This is a genomic window from Corallococcus sp. NCSPR001 (assembly GCF_017309135.1).
Lineage (GTDB): Bacteria > Myxococcota > Myxococcia > Myxococcales > Myxococcaceae > Corallococcus.
Genome location: NZ_JAFIMS010000002.1, coordinates 4,414,787 through 4,428,776 on the forward strand (window position 1 = coordinate 4,414,787; position 13,990 = coordinate 4,428,776).

15 protein-coding genes and 1 tRNA gene are annotated in these 13,990 nt (G+C 69.3%); 9 read left to right on the top strand and 7 right to left on the bottom strand.

Annotation, left to right across the window (positions count from 1 at the left end):
* Positions 1-2: 2 nt before the first annotated feature.
* Positions 3-2,195: a TOMM precursor leader peptide-binding protein gene (locus tag JYJ93_RS19970; RefSeq protein WP_206793606.1), complete on the bottom strand. Its 2,193-nt coding sequence runs from the start codon at positions 2,193-2,195 to the stop codon at positions 3-5.
* A 97-nt stretch (positions 2,196-2,292) separates the two neighbouring features.
* Here JYJ93_RS19970 and JYJ93_RS19975 point away from each other — a divergent pair, with 97 nt between their 5' ends.
* Positions 2,293-3,966: a S53 family peptidase gene (locus JYJ93_RS19975; protein WP_206793608.1), complete on the top strand. Its 1,674-nt coding sequence runs from the start codon at positions 2,293-2,295 to the stop codon at positions 3,964-3,966.
* 14 nt (positions 3,967-3,980) lie between these two features.
* Positions 3,981-4,457: a DUF3592 domain-containing protein gene (locus JYJ93_RS19980; RefSeq protein ID WP_206793609.1), complete on the top strand. Its 477-nt coding sequence runs from the start codon at positions 3,981-3,983 to the stop codon at positions 4,455-4,457.
* Positions 4,458-4,482: 25 nt separating this feature from the next.
* Here the strand turns inward: JYJ93_RS19980 and JYJ93_RS19985 are convergent, their stop codons facing one another.
* The 3 genes from JYJ93_RS19985 to JYJ93_RS19995 all read right to left on the bottom strand — a co-directional run bounded on the left by JYJ93_RS19985 (position 4,483) and on the right by JYJ93_RS19995 (position 6,745).
* Positions 4,483-6,072: an MBL fold metallo-hydrolase gene (locus JYJ93_RS19985; RefSeq protein WP_206793611.1), complete on the bottom strand. Its 1,590-nt coding sequence runs from the start codon at positions 6,070-6,072 to the stop codon at positions 4,483-4,485.
* Between the two features lie 224 nt (positions 6,073-6,296).
* Positions 6,297-6,370: transfer RNA gene (locus JYJ93_RS19990), tRNA-Arg, on the bottom strand.
* A gap of 108 nt (positions 6,371-6,478) precedes the next feature.
* Positions 6,479-6,745 carry a hypothetical protein gene (locus JYJ93_RS19995; protein WP_206793613.1) on the bottom strand — a complete coding sequence of 89 codons (267 nt, stop codon included), beginning with the start codon at positions 6,743-6,745 and terminating at the stop codon, positions 6,479-6,481.
* Positions 6,746-7,021: 276 nt separating this feature from the next.
* Here JYJ93_RS19995 and JYJ93_RS20000 point away from each other — a divergent pair, with 276 nt between their 5' ends.
* Positions 7,022-7,489: a hypothetical protein gene (locus JYJ93_RS20000; RefSeq protein WP_206793615.1), complete on the top strand. Its 468-nt coding sequence runs from the start codon at positions 7,022-7,024 to the stop codon at positions 7,487-7,489.
* Positions 7,490-7,548: 59 nt separating this feature from the next.
* On the opposite strand, the gene JYJ93_RS20005 is transcribed toward JYJ93_RS20000, so the two are convergent.
* On the bottom strand, positions 7,549-8,328 hold the full coding sequence (locus JYJ93_RS20005; protein ID WP_269012452.1) for an MBL fold metallo-hydrolase: 780 nt from the start codon (positions 8,326-8,328) through the stop codon (positions 7,549-7,551).
* Positions 8,329-8,418: 90 nt separating this feature from the next.
* Between JYJ93_RS20005 and JYJ93_RS20010 the strand changes: the two genes are divergently transcribed.
* The 3 genes from JYJ93_RS20010 to JYJ93_RS20020 all read left to right on the top strand — a co-directional run bounded on the left by JYJ93_RS20010 (position 8,419) and on the right by JYJ93_RS20020 (position 10,654).
* Positions 8,419-8,901, top strand: a complete 483-nt coding sequence (locus tag JYJ93_RS20010; RefSeq protein WP_242543868.1) for a LysR family transcriptional regulator — start codon at positions 8,419-8,421, stop codon at positions 8,899-8,901.
* Positions 8,877-9,230 (top strand): LysR substrate-binding domain-containing protein, encoded by a 354-nt coding sequence (locus tag JYJ93_RS20015; RefSeq protein WP_269012451.1) that lies wholly within the window; start codon positions 8,877-8,879, stop codon positions 9,228-9,230. Before JYJ93_RS20010 ends, JYJ93_RS20015 begins: the two co-directional genes overlap by 25 nt.
* A gap of 158 nt (positions 9,231-9,388) precedes the next feature.
* The gene (locus tag JYJ93_RS20020; protein WP_206793619.1) at positions 9,389-10,654 is read left to right on the top strand and encodes a DEAD/DEAH box helicase; all 1,266 of its coding nucleotides are present in this window, start codon (positions 9,389-9,391) and stop codon (positions 10,652-10,654) included.
* Positions 10,655-10,712: 58 nt separating this feature from the next.
* Here the strand turns inward: JYJ93_RS20020 and JYJ93_RS20025 are convergent, their stop codons facing one another.
* Entirely contained in the window at positions 10,713-11,990 is a 1,278-nt protein-coding gene (locus tag JYJ93_RS20025) for an APC family permease (RefSeq protein WP_206793621.1), read from the bottom strand.
* A gap of 143 nt (positions 11,991-12,133) precedes the next feature.
* Here JYJ93_RS20025 and JYJ93_RS20030 point away from each other — a divergent pair, with 143 nt between their 5' ends.
* From JYJ93_RS20030 to JYJ93_RS20040, 3 genes are all read left to right on the top strand, one after another.
* On the top strand, positions 12,134-12,367 hold the full coding sequence (locus JYJ93_RS20030; RefSeq protein ID WP_206793624.1) for a hypothetical protein: 234 nt from the start codon (positions 12,134-12,136) through the stop codon (positions 12,365-12,367).
* A 23-nt stretch (positions 12,368-12,390) separates the two neighbouring features.
* On the top strand, positions 12,391-12,828 hold the full coding sequence (locus tag JYJ93_RS20035) for a DUF6210 family protein (RefSeq protein WP_206793627.1): 438 nt from the start codon (positions 12,391-12,393) through the stop codon (positions 12,826-12,828).
* 160 nt (positions 12,829-12,988) lie between these two features.
* A complete protein-coding gene (locus tag JYJ93_RS20040) occupies positions 12,989-13,225 on the top strand; it encodes an Rdx family protein (protein ID WP_242543869.1) in 237 nt (78 codons plus the stop codon).
* Positions 13,226-13,247: 22 nt separating this feature from the next.
* Here JYJ93_RS20040 and JYJ93_RS20045 read toward each other — a convergent pair whose 3' ends face one another.
* Positions 13,248-13,952, bottom strand: a complete 705-nt coding sequence (locus JYJ93_RS20045) for a glutathione S-transferase family protein (RefSeq protein WP_206793629.1) — start codon at positions 13,950-13,952, stop codon at positions 13,248-13,250.
* Between the last annotated feature and the right edge of the window lie 38 nt (positions 13,953-13,990).

The window sequence follows — 13,990 nt, forward strand, 5'->3', positions numbered from 1 at the left end:
GCTCAGAAGTAGAAGGGCACGGGGTTGAGCTGCGCTTCGGTCTTCGGGGCCTTCAACCACCCCATCCGCACGGGGACGTCATACAGCCGGCCGGGGCCCAGCCGGGGCCAGAAGTGGCGCAGCCCCGGGACGATGACCTTCACCACGGCTACGCCCACGTCGGGCCGTGATTGCTCCACCACCAGCGTCTCCAGGCCCACGCTCGCGGCCCGGGCCACGCACTCGCGCACGTCGTCCCGCAGGTCGTGGTGCCACACGCGCGGGAAGTCGGCGCGGACGCGCGCGGGCACCAGGTCGTTGGGGAAGAGCCAGCTGACGTCGCCGTGCGCGCGGGCGTCCCAGGGCGACGGTGACACGTCCTTCGGGTCGTAGCACTGGGCCACCTCCGTGAGCGCGCGCTGCACGGCGAGCTTCGCGTCGAAGTGGCAGCCGCACCCGGCCCAGGCCCGCCCGCGCTCCGGCGACCACACGAGCGCGGCGAACACCGGGATGCCCAGGTCGTGCGTGAGATCGATCACCGACAACGTGAGGCCGAGCGACTGGTAGTGCTCGCTCACGGACGCGAACCACGGCTCGTCGAAGGAGCGCAGGTCCAGGCGCGGACGGCGCAGGCGGTTGTACCACCAGAGCGCCACCGCATCGCGCTCCACCAGCTCCAGGAACCCCTGGAGGATGGCCTCCTCCACGCAGTTGCCCGCCGCGTTCCCGTTGGAGTTGAAGAAGCAGAACGGCCCGTCCTCGAGCTGGGGCGTGGGCGCGAAGAGGTACGCGAACGCCGTGGGCACGTACTTGTGGACCCCGTGCGTGAGCGACCACGCGGGGCTCCAGTCCATGGGTTGATCCGCGTACGGACGGGGCACCGCGGTGCGCATGTCGCGGCGGCCCTCGCCTTCGGACCGGGACTGGAACTGCGCGGCGCTGAAGTGCTGGAGCGCGTCCGGGTGCACGGCCTGCGCGCCCAGTTCGGACGCGGTGGCGTGGACGCGGGGCTCGTCGCCCTGGAACACCGCGCTGTAGCGCTCCAGCGCTTCACACAGCGCGCCCGCGCGGGCCTGGGCCTCCGTGCGGCCCTTGCCGCTGGCCACGCGGTGGAAGTCGTCGGAGGCCGGCGCGTCCGTCCACGGGCACACGCGGAAGACGGCGGACTGGATGTGGCCCAGCGGTGCGTCGCCCGGCACCGCGCGCAGGTCGCTCACCACGCCCGTCACCGGGCTGATGAGGTGACGGTGGCGCTCCCAGGTCTGCTCCGGCGTGAGGATGCGGTGGCCGCCGTCGTCGGTGAAGCGCTTGGTGCGCGAGGCCAGTTCCAGGGGCTTCTTCGCGCGCGCCTCCATCCAGTGGGGGTCGCCGCAGTCCGGGCACTGCGGACGCCGCACCACGGTGTGCGACTCCAGCTTCCAGGTGGCGAAGTCCAGCGTCCACAGCCGCGTCTGTGCCGGGCCGCCAGGGCCGTCCACCACCCAGCGGGCCGCGAGCGTCGCCGCGAGGGACAGCCCCGCCTTCGCGGTGGTGGGCAGGCCCGTGCGCGGCGGGCGGATGGCGCGCGGCGGGATGCCCTTGCGCGCGAGGTACTTCTCGATGGGGCGGTTGTCCTGCATCCGCGACGTGAGGCACGTCCAGCAGGCGCGCTCGGGGCCCACGACCGGGCCCGCGTGGCACGCGGTGCCGGACACCTTCAGCGGGAGGAACGCGGCGCCCGCGCTCCGGGCCTCCCGGGCCAGCGCGAGCGCTTCGGGCGACAGGTAGTCGTCCACCAGCAGCACCCGGCGGTCGGCGTCGTCGCGCACGTCCAGGCCGGTGTCGCTCAGCGCCTCCGCCAGCCCCTCGCCGTCCTCGCCGTCCACCGCGTGCACGGACACGGACACGTCCAACAGCCGACCGGCCGCGGTGGCCGCGCCCACGCCCAGCGACTCCCAGAAGCCGGCGACGCTGGCGTCGAAGACGTCGTGCGCCTCCTCCACGTGCCCGCGCTCCTCCAGGAGCGACAGCGCGTAGAGCACTTCCGGCGCGGAGGCCCGCCCCGCCAGCGCGGCGATGACGTTGGCCACGGTGCGCTCGCCATCCAGCAGGGGCACGATGCTCGCGTGCAGCTCCCCCTCCAGCAGGAACTGGGCGCGCTCTCCAACGAGGAACACGCGCCGCGCGTCGAGCACCTCGGCGCGCAGGTGGGGCTTGATGCGGAGGACTCGGTCCATGGGCAGGCGGGCGAGCCTACCCGGTCGCCCGCGCTCGTGGATACGACCTGTCCCGGGCTTCCGGGAGCCCGGACCCCGCGTGGTAGAACGCCGCTCCATGGCCCGCATCCCCCTGGCGCAGAGCGCGCGTGTGTCCCCGGCGTCCCTCCACCCCCCGCTCCGGAGCCGCTCGGCCACCGGAACGGTGGAGCTCACCCTGCTCTTGCGTCACGGAGCGCCGCTGCCCACGGTGGAGGAGCTGTGCGCGAACCCGCCGCGCCGCCCGCTCACCCACGACGAGTTCGAGGCGAAGTACGGCACGGACCCGAAGCACCTGGCCGCCGTGCGGCGCTTCGCGAAGAGCCATGGCCTCACCATCACCTCGGAGCGGCGCGACCTGGGCTCCGTCGTGCTCAAAGGCTCCACGGCCGCGGTGCGCAAGGCCTTCGCGGTGGACCTGCGGCGCTTCACCCACGGGAAGACCTCCTACCTGACGCACACCAAGCCGGTGACCCTGCCGAGCGCGCTGCAAGGCGTGGCGGAGTGGGTCCTGGGCCTGGACACGCGGCCGCTCGTCACCCACAACGCGGCGGCCCTGCCCATCTCCCGGGAGCAGGCGCGGCAGGCCGGGCTGCGCACGTACACGGCGCCCCAGGTGGCCAACCTGTACCGCTACCCCCGCAACCAGGGGGAAGGCCAGTGCGTGGGCATCATCGAGCTGGCGGGCGGCTACAAGCAGTCGGACCTGGATGCGTACCTGAAGTCCGTGGGGGTGGAGCGCACGGCGCCGGTGGTGAACGTGGGGCCGAACAAGGCCGGGTTCCTCAACACCGCCTCCAACACGGAGGTCACCATGGACGTGGAGCTGGTGGCCTCCGTGTGTCCGGCCGCGCGCGTCGTCGTCTACAACGCGGGGTCGAAGGACTACTCGCTGCGCGACTACTACCGCGTCCTGGCGGAGGCCATCAGCGACCGGGAGAACCTGCCGTCGGTGCTGACCACCAGCTGGTCCTTCTACGAAGGGTCGCTCATCCAGCAGGGCGAGGAGCTGGCCTTCGAGCGGCTCTTCATCAAGGCGGCGCTCCTGGGCATCACCGTGTGCGCCGCGTCCGGTGACCTGGGCTCGCAGGTGCCGGTGAATGCCCGCTCGCCCACGGGTGCCATCACCCTGGCCGCGACGAGCTACCCCGCGGCGAGCGCGCTGGTGCTGGGCTGCGGCGGCACCACGCTGGAGGCGGTGGGGGATGTCCTCCACCACGAGCGCGTGTGGAACCGCCTGGGCGAGGCGATGTCCATGGGCCCCAGCTCCACGGCCGCGGGCGCGAGCAGCGGCGGCGTCAGCACCATGAACGCGCTGCCGCTGTACCAGCAGGGCATGGGCGTGCCGGACCTGGTGAAGTCGTCGTGGAAGAACGGCGTGTTCGAGGTCTCGCGTAGCACCGGCCGGGGCGTGCCGGACGTCGCGGCGAACGCGGACCTGCACACCGGCTATCAAATCGTCTTCAAGGGCCAGCAGGGCGTGGCCGCGGGCACGAGCGCCGCGGCGCCCATGTGGGCCGCGCTCATCGTCCGCCTCAACGAAGCGCTGGGGGAGCGCGTGGGCTTCCTCCACCCCCGGCTGTACGCGCTCGTCACCGAGGGACAGCCCGTGGTCCGCCGCATCACCCTCGGCGGCAACGGCGCGTACTTCGCCAGCGAAGCGACGCTGTGGAACGCGTGCACGGGCCTGGGCACGCCGGACGGCGAGGCGCTGCTCACGGGCCTGCGCAGGCTCCAGCGGCGCAAGCACTGAGGGCCCACTCCACCATGTGGCTGCGCAACCTCCTGACGATCCTCGTGTGGGGCGGCCTGTTCTTCGGCGTGCTCCTGGGCATTGGCGCCTGGATGATCCACGGCTCGACGCAGGTCTTCCTGGCCCGGCCGACGGTGCCAGGGCGCGTGCTCGAGATGTCCGTGGAGATGGGGTACTCGAAGAGCCGCTACTGGCGCGTGAAGACGCGTTACGCCTACGAGGTGGAGGGCCAGTCGTACGTCGGGGAGACGCTCTCCAACGAGACGCCGAGGGAGCTGCTGCTCTGGAACCCCCAGCCGAGTCCGGCGCTGACGCGGTACGTGGAGCGCTACCCGGTGGGCTCCACGGTGACCGTGCGCTACAGCCCGAAGGATCCGCGGCGCAGCCTGCTGGAGGTGAATCCAGACGCCGCGCGGGGCCCCGCGCTGGCGGCGGGGGTGGCGTTGCTGGTCGCGGTGCTGGGCCTGGTGGGCCACCGGTTCGTGCGGTAGCCCCCGCCATGCCCGCGTCCCGGGATTACTCCAGGACGCGCTCCAGGCTCAGGAAGGGCCGGGCGGCGGGGATGCCGCGGCCCTTGCAGACCTCGATGAACTTGTTGGATTCGATCATCTGGGGCGCGGTCTCGTCGTACTGGAGCACCATCACGTGGCGCAGCCACGGCTCCTGGCCCATGGCGTAGATGAAGACCTCCTTGGGGTTCAGGTGGTTGAGGATCTCCGTGGCGCGGGCGCTGTCGGAGCCGTTGAGCCGCCGCGACTGGTCCATCTTGCGCGGCAGGGGCTGGCTGAGCAGCGGGCCGTACATCCAGCTCATCGGGCCGCCCTCGCACTCCATGCCCAGGTAGAGCGCGTCCAGCGGGCCCACCAGCTGCGACAGGTGCTGGTACATGCGCGGCTCCAGCGCGTTGGAGTCCGCGGCCATCAGCAGCGAGCGGCCGGCCAGCCGCACCAGGTGCGCCGTCTTCGCCTGCACCGCCAGGTCGCTGTGCTCGCCGATGAAGGGGATGCCCATCAGCGACCCGCCGGGGATTTGAATCTCCTGCAGGTCGTCGATCTCGATGACGTTCTTGAAGCCCGTCTTCTCCAGCACCAGGCGCAGCGAGGGGTCCGCCAGCGAGTACGCGTTCGAGCGCGGCACGACGATGGTCCCGATGCGGTGACGCAGCTGGAGCAGCGTCTCCATCATCAGGTGGTCCGCGTGGCCGTGGGTGATGAGGACGTAGTCGATCTTCTCCGGCAGGTCCGCGTGGGTGAAGCGCCGCTGCTCCGTGGGGAACTCGTAGCTGATGACGGGGTCGGTGAGGACGGACACCTCGCGGGTCTCCATCAGCACGCACGCGTGGCCGAAGTAGCGCACGCGCACGCCGGGGCCGGTGTACGGCTCGGGCTTGCGCGGGGCGGTCTCCGTGAAGAGGTCCGCGAAGGCCTCCGCGGCGGAGGACGGCACGCCCAGCATCTCCGCCACCTGCCCGGGGCTGCCCGGCGTGTGGCGCATGCGGAAGAGGGCGTCGATGCCCTCGTGCCGGTAGGGCACCTGGAGCCACAGGGGCGAGTCGCCCTCCAGGCGCGGGGTGCTGAAGACGTACTTGCGCGCGTCACCGGCCACGCGCATCAGCGAGATGCTCTGCGCGGATTCCTTGTAGAGGCTGCTGCGGTAGAGCAGCGGCTCCATGATGCGGGCGTTAGCGCGATGGGCCAGGTCGTAGTGCAGCTCCACGAAGCCGCGGAGCATGTCCGGCACCTTGGCGTAGAGCGGCTCCAGGGACTCGCCCTTGGAGCTGGCCAGGAGCTGCTCCAGGTCCGACACGGCCTTGGTGTAGGCCAGCATGTCCGCCTGCTCGCGGGTGGTGCGGTCGAGCAGCGCCTTCACCTCGTTCACGCGCGACACGGGGTGGTTGATGAAGGGGCCGCCCATCAGCGCCGGGTTCTGCAGCGCGGCCACGTGCACGTCCGGGTTCGCGACGAACGACTGCATCAGCTTCAGGTGCAGGCGGGAGACGAACAGCGGCGCCGTGGCGGGGGAGATGAGGTACCACCAGACGTACCACTGGTTGAACAGCGGCTCGATGGCGACATCGGGCTTCAGGTACATCGGGCGGTCGAGCATGGAGGTCTCGCGGGGGCGTCCGCCGGGGAACCAGGGGGCCCGGACGCACGCGGATGGGCCGCCAATGTTGACGATTCCCGCCCTGACTTCAAGGTGCGGACTTCCGGGCAAGGCGTGGAAGACGGTGGGGACCGGCCACGGTCGCGCCCATGCTCATCCAGGGCTCACGCTCCGCGTCCGGACAGAAAAACGCCCTGCTTCCAAGAGGTTGGCAAGCAGGGCGATGACCCCGACAGGAATCGAACCTGTGGCCTGCGGTTTAGGAAACCGCCGCTCTATCCAACTGAGCTACGGGGTCGAAAGGTCGCGGGCGTTATAGCAGGCGATCCGGGGCGCGCAACGGGTCTGATGCCCCCTGGCCGGATGAATGCTCGCCATCCGGTCAGGGGCGAGGCGGTCGAGGGCCTCAGCAATTGAGGATGCAGATCTCGTAGCGATTGCGACAACCCTGCATACATGCCGAGCTGGTGGGAGAGCACTCCGCGATGCATTTGTTGCGTTGGTTCTGACACTTCTGCGGGCAGGTGACGGCGGCCGCGTGCGAGTCATCCGTGCCAGGCGCTTCCTCCGCCTGCATGTCGCTGGACGGTGCTGGGTCGAGCGGCTGATCGGAGTCCATTGGCCCGCAGCCCGCCGCGAACATCAGACTGCCAAGCGCGACCAACCACTTCATCCGGCTCATCATGGCGCTACCTCCGTGTGTGGAATGGATGAGCGAATGATAGTCCCGAATTTTGAGTAAACCATTGGGGAAAAGCGGCAAGGTGTGGATGGATTTGCTGGAGATGGAAACGTTTGTTGGCGGTGTTTGAGTTGTTGTTGTGTATGTGACGCCCAGCGCGGCACCGCCGCAGGGTTGGGCGACACGCCGTGCCTTCGCAGGTCCTCGTGAGCGGATATCACTCCGTGTAAAACCCGCCTTCCCCCCGGATGAGACAAGGAGCAGGACATGCGGATGAAGGCATGGATCGCGCTGTGCACGTTCATGGTGGTCGGCTGTGGCGCCGGAGTGGAGGGCGCGCTCGAGGATGCGCTGCCCCAGGACTCCTCCAGCGCCGAGGCCCTGGAGCCCGGCCACGTCGAGATGATGAAGATTCCCCCCGACGATGACGACCCGCTCTGCGGCCCCGAGGATGAGTACTACTACGAGACCACCAGCTACTCGTCGCAGCAGAGCTACCTGTGGCAGTGCCAGGGCTACGCCTACCCTGGAGGACCGTTCGTCCGCTGCAACACGTACAAGGTCTGCCAGGTGGAGGACGTGTATATGAACTACGGCCTGTGCGTGGGCGACGTCCTCTACGGATACCGGCGCCTCAAGTCCTCCACCGTGACGACCAACTGCTACAACACGAGCATCAACGCCGCGACGGGCATGGCCTGTCCGAACCCGCTCTACGCCGGCTCCTGCTACTGAGCGCCCGCACGAGACCTCCGTCAGGGGGGCACCGCGGGCCCCCCTGACACGGCCCCCGCTCACTCCACCCTGGCCTTCGCGCCCTCCCAACGCTGACCGGAGCTGTAGTTGAGCGGGATCCACCGGTAGCCCTTGCCCTCGGCGCTCAGCTGGCCCAGACCGGGGAAGGGCATGTGCGCGAAGCCAATCAGATCGCCACGCTTCGCCGCTTCCGTGAACGCACGCACCCGCTGCGCCGAGGCCGCGCGCTCATCGACGTCGTAGGCGACCGTCACCGAGGGCTCGCGCAACTGCACCGAGCCGAAGTGCATCAGGTCGCCCCATAGGACCAACCGCGCTCCACGGCTCTCCACGACGTAGGCGCTGTGCCCCGGCGTATGCCCCGGGGTCGTCATGGCCCGGATGCTTGGCACGATGGCATCCCCATCGCCGAACACCTTCAGCTTCCCCGCGTCCTGGTAGGGCCCCACCATCGCCCGCGCCTCCTCGAAGTACTTCGGGTCCACCGTGCCCTTCGTCCGGTCATCGCGCCCCAGCCAGAAGCCCGCCTCGCGCGCGTGCACCCGGAGGATGGCGTTGGGGAACGCCCGGCGCATCTTGGCCATGAGCCCACCCGAATGGTCGGAGTGGATGTGCGTCAGCAACACCACGTCGATCTGCTCCGGACGGTAGCCCGCCGCCTGGAGGCTTTGCTGGAGCTGGCCTCCCACGCCAGGGCCGAAGAGGCTCCCCACGCCCGTGTCCACGAGCACCAACGCGGTGCCGGTGTTGATGAGGAAGGCGTTGATGGACACCTCGACCGGATCCTCCAGATGGTCGCGCGAGAGCAGCTCCTTCACGCGCCCAGGCGTCGTGCCCGTCGCCACCTCGCTGGAGCCCTTCGCACACTGCGTTTCACCGCTGAAACAATGCAGGGCGGGAGGTGGAAGATGGACACGTTCACGGCGATGGAGGCCTTCGTTCGCGTGGTGGAGACCGGCACCTTCACCAAGGCCGCCGACGCGCTGGGCCGCCCGAAGGCGGCGGTGACCCGGCTGATCCAACAGCTGGAGGCGCACCTGCGCGTGAAGCTGCTGCACCGCACCACGCGCCGCGTGACGGTCACCCCGGAAGGGATGACCTACTACCAGCAGGCCCTGCGGCTGCTGGGCGAGGTGCGGGAGCTCGAAGCCACGTTGTCCCAGTCACGGCGCGGTCCCCGGGGGCGTCTGCGGGTGGAGTCGAGTGGGACGATCTCCCGGCTGCTGCTCATCCCCGCGCTGCCCTCGTTCTACGCGCGCTATCCCCAGCTGCACATCGAGCTGGGCGTGAGCGACCGTGTCGTGGACCTCCTCGCGGACACGGCGCGCCGCTCCATCCACTGGAGCTGGCGGGGCCAGCGCACGCGGTGGTCAGCTACTTCTCGTCGCTGAGCGGCAAGGAGCTCCCCTTCGTCTTCGTGCGCGAGGGCGAGCGGCTGGAGGTCCAGGGTCGAAGCTTGCTCACGCTCAACGAAACCAATGCATACCTGGCCGCTGGACTCGCCGGCCTGGGCGTCATGTTCGCACCGCGTTTCGTATTGGAGCCCTACCTCGCATCCGGAGAGCTGGTGCGGGTGCTGGACGGCTGGAGGCCCGAGCCCCGGCCCCTCTTCCTCGTCTACCCACCCACACGCCAGCTGGGCGCCGGGGCGCGGGTCTTCATCGATTGGCTGACGGAGTTGTTCGCGAGCCGGCCCAACCTGTGGCGCGATGACGGCTGAAGGACCGGGGCGGAGCAGGAGCTTCGGGGGCTTCGACGGGTCCCTATTCGACCGCGCAGCCCCCATCTGGCTGCGCGCGAGCAGGTACATCTTCCTCATTCCCAGAAGCCGCTTGAGAGTAGGGTTCTCAGCGTCGTGCCACCCAGGGCTCCCCTCCCATGACCTTCGCTTCACTTGGCCTGTCGGACGCGCTCGCTCGCGCCGTGGCCGAACTTGGATACAGCGAACCCACGCCGGTGCAGCGCGCGGCCATCCCCGTGGTGCTGCGCGGCGGCGACGTCCAGGCTTCGGCGAAGACGGGCTCGGGGAAGACCGCGGCATTCCTGCTGCCCCTCCTGGAGGCCTTGCGCGCCCGGCCGGGTGGGGCGGTCCGGCCGGTGCGGGCCTTCATCCTGGTCCCCACGCGCGAACTCGCCGCCCAGATCGTCGACTCCCTCCAGCGGTATGGCCGTTACTTGAAGAAGCCGCTGAAGACCTGCCTGGCGGTCGGCGGCGTCTCCGCGAACCCGCAGATGCTGGCGCTCCGGGGCGGCGCGGACGTCGTCGTGGCCACACCGGGCCGCGCGCTGGACCTGGTGGATCAGAACGCGCTCCGGCTGGGAGAGGTGGAGACGCTGGTGCTCGACGAAGCCGACCGGCTGTTTTCCCTGGGCTTCGCTGACGAGCTCAACCGCCTGCTCACGCTCCTGCCCGCGCGCCGCCAGAACCTGCTGTTCTCCGCCACGTTCCCGCCCGCCGTGCGTACGTTCGCGGAGCGACTGCTGCACAATCCCACGCGTATCGACGTCGATGACGGCGAGTTGCCCTCCGCGGACCTCATCCTCCAGCGGGCCATCCAGGTGGATGCGCCCCGGCGCACGATGCTCCTGCGACAGTTGCTGGAAACCCACGCGTGGTCCCACGTCCTCACGTTCGTCGCCAGCCGCTATGCGGCGGACCATGTCGCGCTGAAGCTCAACCGCGCCGGCATCCCCGCGACGTCGCTGCACGGAGACCTCAGTCAGGCGGCCCGCACGCAGGCGCTCGCGGACTTCAAGGCGAAGCGCGTGCGTGTCCTCGTCGCCACCGACGTCGCCGCGCGCGGCTTGGACATCGCGGGCCTGCCTGCGGTCGTGAACTACGACCTGCCGCGTTCGACCGTGGACTACGTGCACCGCATCGGCCGTACGGGGCGGGCGGGCGACCAGGGCGTGGCGATCAGCTTCGTCAGCGCGGACACGGAAGCCCACTTCCGTCTCATCGAGAAGCGCAACCACCTGTCCGTCGCTCGAGAGCAGGTGGCGGGCTTCGAACCGACGTTGACGGCCGTGTCCGCCGCACCGCCGCTGGATGCGAACGGCGGCGTGAAGGGCCGGCGCAAGAGCAAGAAGGACAAGCTGCGCGAAGCCGCCGCCGCCGGCCCTCCCCGGAAGCGCAAGCCGTAGCGCCCTTCATTTCCGCGAACGCGGCGAATGGGACGTCATGACGGCGATGTGTACCGCGCTATCCGAGCGCCGCCTTCCCGTCCGGCTTGCGCTGGAACCTGTAGAGCACGAAGCCCACCGCGAGCGCGATGGCCCCGGCGATGAGGTTCTCTTTCTCCGCGCTCAGCGCGAAGACGACGCACAGCGCGGCGGCGGCGAAGGGAATCACGGGCCCACCCGGGACGCGGAACGCGTTCGCGGGCGCCTGGAGCTTGCGGCGCAGCACGGGCACCGCGAGGGCCGTGCCGAAGTACGTGGCGAGCCGGGCCACCACGGAGAGCGTGGCGAGCACCTCGAACGAGCCGGAGAACGCCAGGGGCAGCGCGATGGCCGTCTGCGTGAGGATGGCGACCGTCGGCGTGCGGTAGCGCGGATGCAGCGTGGCGAGCGCGGCGGGGCCAAAGCCATCCTGGGCCAGCGCGTACAGGTAGCGCGGTCCGGCGAGCACGGTGTTGCTGTTGGTCCCCAGGATGGACAGTACGCCGCCCACCGTCATGAGGAGCCCACCCCAGCCCCCGAGGAACCGCACGGCGGCGTTGGCGAGCGGTGTCTGCGCGTCCGCGACCCCAGGCAGCGTGCCCAGCGCCACCCACTGCACCGCCGTGTAGATGAGCGTGACCACGCCAATCTGCACGACGAGCGCGAAGGGCACGTCGCGGCGTGGGTTCTTGAACTCACCCGCCGGAGCCGCCGTGTTCTCGAAGCCGGCATAGGCGAACAGCAAGAGCAGCACCGCGGCCCCCAGGTTGCCGCCATCCCTGGGAGCCACCGACGTCGCCAGCGGCACGGACACGGAGAAGAGGCCCACGGCAATGAACACCAGCAGGGGCACCGTCTTGGTGACGGCGAGGAACACGGCGGTGCGAGCGCCGCCCTTCACGCCCACGACGTTGATGGCGGTGAGCGCGAGCAGGGGCACGGCGATGGCCAACCCCTGGCCCACGCCCGAGTTCGCCGCGGGCCACAGGAAGCCCAGCGCGCGGGAGAAGCCAACGGACAGCGAGGCCACGGACGAGACGCGCGCCAGCCACGTCATCCAGCCGACCTGGAAGCCCACCCGCTCTCCAAAGGCTTCACGCGTGTAGAGGTAGGCGCTGCCGGGCTTGTCGAAGTAGCTGGCCGCCTCCGCGAAGCAGAGCACGAGCAGCAGCACCGCCAGCCCCGCGAGCACGACGGCGCCCGTGCTGGCCGAGCCCAGGTTCGCGGCGGCCGCCGCGGGCAGCAGATAGACACCGCTGCCAATGACGTCGTTGATGGAGAAGCCGACGATTTCCCAGCGCGATACCGCGCGCCGCATGCCCAGCTCATGAGAAGGCGAATGGGGTTCGGTGGTCATGGATGGAAGGGGAGGGGGAGCCCACTGGAGCATGGATGCGGCGAATCCGCGAATTCATGAGAAGCTATGCTCCTTTCCTTCACCGCGCCCAAAGGAGTCCGGCCATGCGTTACACGCGCAAGAACATCTCCGAGTTGCTCGATACCGTGCAGGGCCGCCCCGATGTCCTGGGCTTCTGGACGTCGAACTTCGGCGGCTCCGCCTTCACCCTGGTCCCGTCCCCGGGAGGCATGATCTGGCAGGACATCTACGCGCCTGGCCACCAGGTCTGCGAGGACGGCATCCCGTACGGCACCGAGGACGGCATGAACAATCACTGCGGCGGCGCCGGCTACTGATCAGAAGAGATTCGAGGAGCCTCGTGTCAACGCTGCCACGGATCCGGCTCTATGACTCCGGGGGACTGGGACTCATTCTTCTTGGGCCCACCGGCGTCCTCTATTCAAATCAGACGGGAGGATCCTTCTGTCTGCAGCCGGAGGCGGAGGGTGTCTTCCTTCCGCTCGTGAACGAACTGGTGGCGCAAGAGGAGCTGCTGAGCCAGCACTTCACTGGCCCCAAGTGGCGGGGCGCATGCGCCAACGGAATCGACGAAGAAACGGCTCAGGAAATCGAACGGATCCTGGGCCTTTCCGGTGTCACGCAGGAGATCGGCCTTCGAGTCGATCGCGCACGGCTCGCGGAATCCCATGAGGCCTGGGTGTACGTCGAGGTTCCGGCGCAGCCTGAGAACAGTTTCGCCATCCTTGAGCGCATTCCCGCCTCGCAGGGCATCCTGACTTGGGCGAATAGCGACTGACGCTTGCGTTCACCAGGAGTGCGACGCTGGCTCGATGGCTGGAGCTTGTGCGGTCTCCAACGCGCTGAGCACGACGCTGGCACAGGGCGGGGCGGGGAGTCACGATGGTGCAGGTGCCGCGCATCTCCGCGCGGTGTCCCGTCCCGTCAGGAGGCACACCATGGCCGACGCCAAGGTTTCCATCACCTACTGTACCGCTTGAGGCTACCTGCCCAGGGCCACCCGTGCGGCGGCCGTACTGAAGGACGAACTGGAAGTGGATGTGGAGCTGAAGAAGGGCGGGTCGGGGGTCTTTGAAGTGGCGGTGGATGGAAAGGTCGTCATCAAGAAGACCGGCCTGGCATTCCCCGCCGAGCAGGAGGTCGTGGACGCGGTGTTCCGCGCCCTGAAACCTTGACGTCGATGGCTTCCCAGCTCACTCAGGGCAGTCGTTGCAGGGCCTCCGTGAGGCGGATGTGCCCCTGGAACGCGCCGCTGCCCTGAGGCGTCTCGCCCTTCTCAATGGCATGGGCGAAGCGCACGCCTGCGTCCGCCTCCAGCCGGTCGAAGAGGCCCTGGAGCTTCGGGTCGTCACGGCGGTCCAGCACCTCGTGGTACCGCGTCCACCGGGCGATGCCGATGAAGTAGGCGTCCGCCAGCGTGCGGTGGTCGCCCAGGAGCCAAGGGGTGTCGCCCATCAGTGCCTCCAGGTTCGCGTGCGCGGCAACCACCTTGCGGGCCCCCAGCTTGCGCAGCGCCTGCTTCTCGGACTCCGGCAGCTCGGCGTGCTCAAGCGCGTACCAGAGCGGCGAGAAGGCGCTGAAGAAGGTGGTGTTCAGGTACGCGAGCATCTGGTTCAACCGGTCGAAGTCCTCGGTGCCCTGGGCGAACGACAGCCCGGTGCCCACGCCGCGTGCGCCCAGGTGGTTGAGGATGGCCATGCTTTCGCTGATGCGCGTGCCCGTCTCCGTCATCAAGGTGGGCGTCTCCGCGACGGGGTTGATCCGGCGGTAGTCCGCGGAGGTGACGTCCTCCGGCATGGCGATGCGGCACAGTTGGTAGGGCCGGCCCAGCCACTCCAGCGCGACGATGGAGCCGAACGAGCAGCCAGAGGGGATACCGTAGAAGAGGGTCGGCAGTGCCATGGTGATTCTCCTGTCCGAGGGCGTGATGCCTTCGATGG

Coding starts and splice junctions, on each gene's coding strand:
- JYJ93_RS19970 (WP_206793606.1), bottom strand. CDS start 2,195: ATGGACCGAGTCCTCCGCATCAAGCCCCACCTGCGCGCCGAGGTGCTC.
- JYJ93_RS19975 (WP_206793608.1), top strand. CDS start 2,293: ATGGCCCGCATCCCCCTGGCGCAGAGCGCGCGTGTGTCCCCGGCGTCC.
- JYJ93_RS19980 (WP_206793609.1), top strand. CDS start 3,981: ATGTGGCTGCGCAACCTCCTGACGATCCTCGTGTGGGGCGGCCTGTTC.
- JYJ93_RS19985 (WP_206793611.1), bottom strand. CDS start 6,072: ATGCTCGACCGCCCGATGTACCTGAAGCCCGATGTCGCCATCGAGCCG.
- JYJ93_RS19995 (WP_206793613.1), bottom strand. CDS start 6,745: ATGAAGTGGTTGGTCGCGCTTGGCAGTCTGATGTTCGCGGCGGGCTGC.
- JYJ93_RS20000 (WP_206793615.1), top strand. CDS start 7,022: ATGCGGATGAAGGCATGGATCGCGCTGTGCACGTTCATGGTGGTCGGC.
- JYJ93_RS20010 (WP_242543868.1), top strand. CDS start 8,419: ATGGACACGTTCACGGCGATGGAGGCCTTCGTTCGCGTGGTGGAGACC.
- JYJ93_RS20020 (WP_206793619.1), top strand. CDS start 9,389: ATGACCTTCGCTTCACTTGGCCTGTCGGACGCGCTCGCTCGCGCCGTG.
- JYJ93_RS20025 (WP_206793621.1), bottom strand. CDS start 11,990: ATGCGGCGCGCGGTATCGCGCTGGGAAATCGTCGGCTTCTCCATCAAC.
- JYJ93_RS20030 (WP_206793624.1), top strand. CDS start 12,134: ATGCGTTACACGCGCAAGAACATCTCCGAGTTGCTCGATACCGTGCAG.
- JYJ93_RS20045 (WP_206793629.1), bottom strand. CDS start 13,952: ATGGCACTGCCGACCCTCTTCTACGGTATCCCCTCTGGCTGCTCGTTC.